The organism is Petralouisia muris, from assembly GCF_004793545.1.
Lineage (GTDB): Bacteria > Bacillota > Clostridia > Lachnospirales > Lachnospiraceae > Petralouisia > Petralouisia muris.
The window spans coordinates 1-2,873 of the sequence record NZ_SRYA01000174.1; the positions used below are offsets into that span (position 1 = coordinate 1).

Annotated in this window: 2 protein-coding genes and 2 pseudogenes; all 4 read right to left on the minus strand. The window is 38.7% G+C overall.

The window, feature by feature from the left end; genetic code table 11:
- Positions 1 to 78 precede the first annotated feature (78 nt).
- Positions 79 to 1,455 (minus strand): serine hydrolase domain-containing protein, encoded by a 1,377-nt coding sequence (locus E5329_RS28735; RefSeq protein WP_135992526.1) that lies wholly within the window; start codon positions 1,453 to 1,455, stop codon positions 79 to 81.
- 247 nt (positions 1,456 to 1,702) lie between these two features.
- Positions 1,703 to 1,972 (minus strand): annotated as a pseudogene (locus E5329_RS28745) (glyoxalase); the annotation flags it as partial.
- A gap of 105 nt (positions 1,973 to 2,077) precedes the next feature.
- A complete protein-coding gene (locus E5329_RS28750) occupies positions 2,078 to 2,314 on the minus strand; it encodes a hypothetical protein (protein ID WP_135992528.1) in 237 nt (78 codons plus the stop codon).
- Positions 2,311 to 2,873 (minus strand): annotated as a pseudogene (locus tag E5329_RS30245) (hypothetical protein); the annotation flags it as partial. The pseudogene E5329_RS30245 and the gene E5329_RS28750, both read right to left, overlap by 4 nt.

The window sequence follows — 2,873 nt, forward strand, 5'->3', positions numbered from 1 at the left end:
GATTATAACACTCATATATGTATTTGACTAGTTATTTAATTTATGATGTACTAGATAGTTCATTTTGATGTTTCAATTTCATGAGCCCATTTTATCTCTAAACCACCAAAAGCACCCTGCAAATATATTTATTAGCGCTATCGTCAAAGTAATTGTCAAAGTCATACAAACTGTAACAGGAAACCACACATATATAACTTTATAAGGATAATGAAAAATAAAGGGAACGATAAGCATTGCAACAATAGAAGCCGTACCGACAGTAACACGCACTATACAGGCTCTCGGAGACTTTCTATCCCATAATAACATCGTAAAATAAATCAACAGCAAAGCCATCACTATACTCAAGAAGTCAACTAATCCATTTGTGTCCGTCTGAAGTCCGATTCTTATAGTATCTCCTAAGAGTAGTCTATAGATTCCGTCTCCGATATTCGTTGCAGATGAACCGGCAAGATTTGATAATACAAAAACACCCTGTCTCTTTTCCCTGCTAATGATTACCTGTGAAGAAAAATTAGGATTGTTTCCACCATGACAAATATAACCTTCATATATATTCCAACCTGCGTAGTAATTCCCTTTTTCGGAAACATCATGGTTAAGCACATCCTTTACTAATCCCAACTCATCCTGTGATTCAATCGACCAATTCTTCATCCATTTCATCAAATCTGATGTGTTTGAGACCAAATATCCCGCAGCAGTATTTCCATAATAAGTCGGGGAATCATATACAAACGGGGAAAAAAATCCCGTCTTATGGCCCCTAACCATCTTATCTGCATCCTCGTCATTTGTCCTAAAGAAGGAATCCTGCATATCTAATGGGGTAAGTATATCGGACGAAATAAAGTCTTCGTACTTTTCGCCGCTCACCTCTTCAATGATCAGCGCAAGAATATCGTAATTTATGGTAGCATACTCATGATAAGTTCCAGGCTCAGAATCCAGTTTAATCTCCTGAATATTTTGTATCGTTCTTATCAATAAACTTTCGTCGGTATCTTCTCCTTCCGGAATGGTTGAAATCGTCCAGCTCGGCACTCCACTTGTATGGCATAAGAGATCTTCTATCGAAACGTCATAGGCAGTCTTTTTGTATGTGGGTTTGAACCATGGAAGATAATCGGAAACACTGTCCGTTATCTTTAACTTTCCTTCCTGCTCAAGTTTTAAAATTCCCAGAGCCGTAAATGCTTTTGTAGTAGACCCCAGTTCAAATCTGCTGTTCTCATCAATGGATTCACCATAATTTATATAATACTCATTATCTCCATCTATTATAGCTAGAGAAAGTCCCGGGACATTATAGATTTCGCAAATCTTACATACATATTCATCGATGTTTCCTTTTGTGTACTCACCATTATCATAATACATCGAAACGTAAACAATCGAAATAATGATTGCACACGCAAGAAATACCTTACGCATGATTTTATTAGCCATGATACATTCCTCCTTAGCCCGTTTTTTTTAAATTTATTATCGTTAAGAAAATAAGAATTTATCAAATCAGTAAACTCCGATTTCTCTTTATGTTACTTCCCGATAAATGAGAATCGATGCATAGTTTCTGAATCAGAAACTATTTCAAATAGTGCATTAAAATCATCAAGAGTGTGTTCTCTTAAAATAAGTCTTTCTGTTTCAATTACCATTTTGTTCCTCCGCAAATTTATTAATTCACTATATATTAGCTGCTTAAAAGTTTTGTTAAGTCCTGAACGGAAGCATCCATTTTCACAGAGACTTCTTCCATGGTCATGCCAGCAGCAAGGAAACGTTTTATCACCATTTTCATATCTTCGCCAACCTCTATGATATGACCGTCCAAATCGTAAAACCGGATCACCCGCTGGCCCCAGCTATGCTCGATCACTTCTCCCAGATATTCAATATACGGATATTCTTTCAGCTTGTTCAGGAACCCATCAAAATCCTCTTCCTCAAAGACGATTTCTGCAATATGACACCAAAGTTTACAGTCGCCAGTTTCGCATTATTTTCCGTAAAATTTTCCCCAAAAACGTTTTTTAATAGTCTTCGAATCATAATATGCTCTTTTCTGTCATTTCCTTTCAGAAAGACTGTCTTTCAGCTTCTTCATCGCCTCACAAAATGCAGGACTGTTTTTATAATCATCACTTTTACAGGCTTTCTGCATTGTCATATAGATAATCTGCTGCAGTTTTTTCAATTCCTCGCTGCTTTCCGGCTTAATTTCTATCGCAGAAAACAGTGTTCTGTTCAGAGACTGCATGGGAACTTCCAGCGTTTCAAGATACCGGCAGAGGTTCTCAATCATTTCCTCCGGCTTTCCGATACGGCGGTATAAATCAATTTTTTGGCATCACTCAGCTGAGTCCGGTTAAAGAACAAGGATTCAAACTGACGGCTCAGTTCTCCGATTTCTAAAGCCCTTTCTGCATCTGGTTCCAGTTTTTCATCCAAAAGACACGTCATACAGGTCTGTATTTGGTGTGCAAGCTGCAGCAGCCGGTTTTGGATCAGTTCCACAGCCCGTCTACGTTCTCCCCGGCGCAGGTATAGCTCCATCCGGATAATTGTCGGATCACTTGTCAGCTCTGGAAGCTCTCCCAGAAGCCTTTCCGCTTCCTCTAAATCATTTTCCAGAACTACCATTGCCGCTAACGCGGTAGCTGCCGGCTGCCAATACTCGGTCACTCCGCTTTTATATACCGCGTAGAGCAGCTCTTTTTTCTGCATTTTCCAATTCTTCTTCTCTTCCCTCGTTGCGTCCAGGCAGACTGCTTCAAATACTGTAAAAATACCGGCCGCCTCATACTTTAGGAACTGTCGTGAAATAATTTGTATATTTTTGGAATCTATGTTAATATATGTCA